The sequence below is a fragment of the Dolichospermum circinale AWQC310F genome (assembly GCF_000426925.1).
Classification (GTDB): Bacteria; Cyanobacteriota; Cyanobacteriia; order Cyanobacteriales; family Nostocaceae; genus Dolichospermum; species Dolichospermum circinale.
In genome coordinates, this window is the sequence record NZ_KE384690.1 from 1 (window position 1) to 5,289 (window position 5,289).

General features: G+C 38.6%; 4 protein-coding genes and 1 tRNA gene. 2 read left to right on the forward strand and 3 right to left on the reverse strand.

Annotated features, from left to right (window positions below; all coding sequences use genetic code 11):
• Positions 1-622: 622 nt before the first annotated feature.
• The 3 genes from ACIR310F_RS0114185 to ACIR310F_RS0114195 form a co-directional block, all read right to left on the reverse strand.
• The gene (locus ACIR310F_RS0114185) at positions 623-1,171 is read right to left on the reverse strand and encodes a thermonuclease family protein (RefSeq protein ID WP_028084389.1); all 549 of its coding nucleotides are present in this window, start codon (positions 1,169-1,171) and stop codon (positions 623-625) included.
• Between the two features lie 14 nt (positions 1,172-1,185).
• Positions 1,186-1,977, reverse strand: a complete 792-nt coding sequence (locus ACIR310F_RS0114190) for a TrmH family RNA methyltransferase (protein WP_028084390.1) — start codon at positions 1,975-1,977, stop codon at positions 1,186-1,188.
• 47 nt (positions 1,978-2,024) lie between these two features.
• A tRNA-Leu gene (locus ACIR310F_RS0114195) sits at positions 2,025-2,106 on the reverse strand.
• A 281-nt stretch (positions 2,107-2,387) separates the two neighbouring features.
• Here ACIR310F_RS0114195 and murA point away from each other — a divergent pair.
• Complete coding sequence (murA, locus tag ACIR310F_RS22620) at positions 2,388-3,710, forward strand: UDP-N-acetylglucosamine 1-carboxyvinyltransferase (protein ID WP_071604832.1); 1,323 nt, start codon at positions 2,388-2,390, stop codon at positions 3,708-3,710.
• Positions 3,711-3,922: 212 nt separating this feature from the next.
• Positions 3,923-5,020: a Gfo/Idh/MocA family protein gene (locus tag ACIR310F_RS0114205; RefSeq protein WP_028084391.1), complete on the forward strand. Its 1,098-nt coding sequence runs from the start codon at positions 3,923-3,925 to the stop codon at positions 5,018-5,020.
• Positions 5,021-5,289 lie beyond the last annotated feature (269 nt).

Below are 5,289 nucleotides of genomic sequence, written 5' to 3' on the forward strand. Positions count from 1 at the left end.
AATCATTGCTAATTGAGAAAAGTCTGATATAATTAGTTTTCAGGATGATTATTTATATCGAACTCAGGTATAAATCAACCTATTTGTCAATAGTATATTTGTTCTACTGGTCAAAGTACATGATTTTGCTGAATAATTTTTACCCAATTGACTCTTCAAAACCACTGCTAATTTGTAAAGTTTTGTATTTTTTTTGAAAGTTGATCTCTGGAAGGACTATAAGTAAAGACTTTTAAAGATCATCTTTTGACCAGGGTAGAAAATTGACAATAGTAACCCAATTGTGAAATTCTCAATAATTCTAGCAAATCGCGGAAAGTATTGCAAGCTCGTTACTAAATAAAAATAATTCTCAATTAATTATTAAGAAAATCTAAAGTTGAATTTTCCTAAGTTATGAATATTAAAAGTATTATTCTATAATGATAAGTTTTAATTATGATTTATTGTTAACTCATTCATACGCAGTGATAAAGGAAACAATAAACTCAAAGCACACCAGGAAAAGAGGATTTTATAGAGATGATTTAGAATCATATATGTATAAGCCTTTGTAAAGCGATCGCTTTTAATGATTTACGTGGTTGTATTATTTACAAATACGTTTCTAGATGAGAGTTTTTTACTTATTTGCTTGTCTATAATTCCAAGGATTAACAAATTTGCTATCACCCCAAACGCCAATTCTTTGTTGTCGGGCTTCTGCCTCAGCTTGTTGTAATATATTCTGACTGGGACATTTATTTAAATAAGGATGATATACTTTAGCTAACCCTTCTTTTAACAATATTTGCTGTAAAAACGTCCCATCTTTTAAACGCACTTCGGCTATTTTTCTGCCGTAGAGATCGCTATCTGTAATATTCAACTTTACACGATTGTCTGTTTGTTTAATCAGTTCCTCTATCCGTGTTTTTGCTTTCACACCCCAAGCAAACTGATTCACATCTCTGCCAATTTTACTCCTCTTTTTTTGCTGAGAATGGGGTATTTCTGGAGCATCAACACAAGCAAACCGCACTGTCAAATTTTTGCCATCTGCTTTTTTTAATAGCAATGTATCACCATCACTGACCCGTTCCACCAGATCACCCGGAGCGGTAAACCAACTATCACAGGCTAGTAAACCAAAAGTCATCATCACCGCACCCAGCCTTAACCCTTGTTTCATAAAAATCAGCAGTATCAGTATTCATGTCTATAAATTCTTTGTCTGTGAGCTTCATATAACATTAAAGCAGCAGTAACCCCCACATTTAAAGATTCTACCCCAGGACTCAGGGGAATTTTCACCTGAATATCTGCCAAAGCAGTCAAATCTGTTGATAATCCTGCTCCTTCATTACCCAATAATATTAAACTAGGTTTGCACCAGTCTACCTGCCAATAAGTCAAATCGGCATTAGGTAATGTGGCTACTACCTGCATTCCTGCTTGTTGATTTTCCTTAACCGTAGCTTTCAAATCTTGACTGACAGCCATGTTTAAACGAAACCATTGACCAGCAGAAGCTCGTAAAACCTTGGGATGATCTAAGTCTACACTATCGGCGCTCAACCATAAACCTGATGCCCCAGCAGCGGAGGCTGTACGAATCATAGTTCCCAAATTACCAGGATCTTGGACAGTTTCTAAAGCCAGAACTAAACCTGTCGGAGGAATTTTTTTGAGTTGTGCTTCTCGTGGAGCGATCGCTACTATACCATCAGGATTGACAGTTGTGGCCATTGCTGCTAAAATTTCTGGGCTGACAATTTCTGTGCGATCGCAATGGGTACAAACAGCTTTCCATAATTGGGGATGGTTCATTTCCCATTGAGGAGTACAGCATACCGCACTTAACGGATAAGTAACCGCACAGGCTTCCTCTAGTAAATGAGTTCCTTCCAATAAAAATAGCTGCTGTTTATGCCTCTCTTTGGGAGAGTGTAACTTACGAACTTGCTTAACCAGGGAATTTTGTAAACTTGTTAACACCATCTTAGACTTGAGATTTCGGACTTGAGATCAGTCCCAAATTGAGATGCGGAACCCGGGACTTGAACCCGGAAGCCTTGCGGCACTAGAACCTGAATCTAGCGCGTCTGCCAATTCCGCCAGTTCCGCTGACATTCAATCTTCTTCATAGACTGTCATTGTCGCCTAACTGTTGGCATTTGTCAAGAAAAAAATTGGCAGAATAGAAAAAGTCATGGGAAAAAATTTTCCCTTCTTACCAATCTCCATTTTTCCAGTTAACTTTGCTGACTGCATGATAAAATCTAACAATCTTATAGCCTTAACTTAGCGAAAAATTTTTCTAGCTTCATCAAGCTGAGGAATTATTAATGTAAAATCAGAACCAACATCAAACCTTTATAATTACGTATTTTTTTGGAGGCAGGCTTATTAATTCTTCTAGCAGCTTACCAGAGGTAAAGTCATCATCGGCAGCGGACTCCTCAGTTTTGCAAATCTGTGGTGGACATCCTTTGGCAGGTCATGTAAAAATTAGCGGAGCGAAGAATTCCGCACTGGTAATCATGGCGGGAACTTTACTATGTTCCGGTGATTGTCGCATTCGTAACGTTCCTTTATTAGCGGACGTAGATAGCATGGGACAAGTCTTATCAGCTTTAGGACTACGTTTAAGTAGAGAGGGTGACATTTTAGATATTGATGCTCGTGAAATTACCACATCTAAAGCCCCTTACGAACTTGTTACCCAACTACGAGCCAGCTTCTTTGCCATTGGTCCAATTTTAGCCCGGTTAGGAGTAGCACAGATGCCTTTACCAGGAGGTTGTGCCATTGGTGCTAGACCGGTAGATTTGCACGTTCGGGGACTGCAAGCCATGGGTGCAGAGGTGCAAATTGAACATGGCATTTGTCATGCTCACGTTCCTGGAAATAAGGGCAGATTAGGAGGCGCGAAAATCTATTTAGATACCCCTAGTGTCGGAGCGACGGAAACCTTAATGATGGCTGCTACCCTAGCAGACGGGGAAACTATCCTAGAAAATTCCGCCAGAGAGCCAGAAGTCGTAGATTTAGCCAACTTCTGTAACTCCATGGGTGCAAAAATTCAAGGTGCGGGAACAAGTACAATTACTATAGTTGGTGTACCTGAATTACACTCTACAGATTATACTATTATTCCTGACCGGATTGAGGCTGGAACATTTTTAATTGCTGGAGCAATTACCCGCTCTGAACTGCTTCTATCCCCGGTTGCACCTGATCATTTAATTCCCGTCATTGCCAAATTACAGGAAATAGGTGTATCAATTATTGAGGAAAATCAAGATTGTCTACGAATTTTGCCCACTCAAACCCTAAAGTCAGTCAATATTGATACTTTACCTCACCCGGGTTTTCCTACGGATATGCAAGCACCTTTTATGGCTTTACTAACTTTGGCGGAAGGTGATAGTATCATTAATGAATCAGTGTTTGAAAATCGCTTGCGTCATGCTTCTGAGTTGAACCGCTTGGGGGCAGATATTCGTGTCAAAGGTAACACTGCTTTTGTTCGTGGCGTGCCAATGTTGTCGGGCGCACCAGTGATAGGTACGGATTTAAGAGCTTCCGCAGCCTTAGTTTTAGCAGGGTTAGCAGCATCAGGAACAACCACAGTTCAAGGATTGCAACATTTAGATCGGGGGTATGACCGACTTGATATGAAGTTGCAGCAATTAGGAGCAAAAATTATGCGTGTAAATCAGGCATAGAAAGATGCAAATTTACCCAATTAAGATACTAATTCTCCAGCCTCAACTGTAGGTGAGAGAATTTTGTATTTACTAACTTACTTAATGGCAATTGTTTTTACCTGTTAATTAAACAGCAGATTAATAACTTTCGCCATTGAGGTTTCTGAAAAGGCAATTATTTGCTACGATGATTGATTAAATAAACTTAAATAAACTTGAAAAAATTCGATATGATTGGGGTAGCAATTGTTGGTACAGGATTTGGTCAAAAAGTACACATTCCCGCATTTCAAGCACATCATAATACTAAAATTGTCGCTGTTTATCATCGAGATATTCATCAAGCTAAAACTATTGCGGAAACTCACAATATCCCCGATGTTAGTGATAATTTAGGAGAAATTCTGGCTTTACCTGATGTTGAAGCTGTGAGTATTTCTACACCACCATTTTTACACTATGAAATGGCCAAGCAAGTTTTACAAGCTGGTAAACATCTTTTATTAGAAAAACCTGTAACTTTAAATGTCAATGAAGCCAAAGAATTATATCAGTTAGCAAAAAATCAAGGTGTAATTGCTACTGTAGATTTTGAATTTCGGTTTGTTCCCCAATGGCAATTTTTCGCTCAACTCCTAGCTAGAAATTATGTAGGGAATATTCGGTTAATTAAAATTGACTGGTTGGGTTCTTCTCGTGCTGATGTTTCTCGTCCTTGGAATTGGTATTCTTCTCAAGAAAAAGGTGGTGGTGTATTAGGTGCTTTAGGTTCTCATGCTTTTGATTATATTAACTGGTTATTCGGTGCAGTTGGGAAATTAAACGCTCATTTAATGACTGCTATTCCTGAAAGAATTAACCCTGCCACTGGTGAATTACAATTAGTTGATAGTGATGATACTTGTTTATTATCTCTAGAATTGGTTGATGGTACACCTGTCCAAGTCTGTATTAGTGCGGTTATTCATGCACCTAGAACCCATTGGATAGAAGTATATGGAGATAAGGGAACATTGGTTTTAGGTAGTAAGAATCAAAAAGACTATATTCATGGCTTTCAGGTTTGGAGTTCTCAACCGGGTGAACCTTTGAAAGAAATAGCTATTCCCCAGGAATTTGTCTTTCCTCAATATTATCATGATGGGCGGATTTGCGCTTTGTTGCGTGTTGTTGATGAATGGGTAAAAGGAATTACTAACCATGAACAAACTACACCTTCTTTGCGAGCAGGGGTTTATTCCCAATTACTCATGGATTTATGCCACCAATCCCATAATACAGGAAATTGGGTAAATGTGCCAAGTTTGGCAGAGTTTTTAAATGATTAGAAAATATGGCATGAACTGGTGGGAGTATGTATTTGAAACCAAATCCACAGACAATGATTATATCATGTCAGCCGAATCAATTACGATATAGTTCATCATTGTATTGCCTTTTCCCAATTACCAATTACCTATTACCACCCTCAACAGATATGATAAGTGTTCAACTGGAGATGATATAGGAATAATATTTGATTTTTGATAGCTTGCGTGGCGTAGCCATACAAGACTCAGGAGGTATCAATTCTGTCTTTGCTGTTCCCTGTTCCCTG

Excerpts from the sequence above, each read along its gene's own strand:
- ACIR310F_RS0114185 (WP_028084389.1), bottom strand. The coding sequence starts at position 1,171 with ATGAAACAAGGGTTAAGGCTGGGTGCGGTGATGATGACTTTTGGTTTA.
- ACIR310F_RS0114205 (WP_028084391.1), top strand. The coding sequence starts at position 3,923 with ATGATTGGGGTAGCAATTGTTGGTACAGGATTTGGTCAAAAAGTACAC.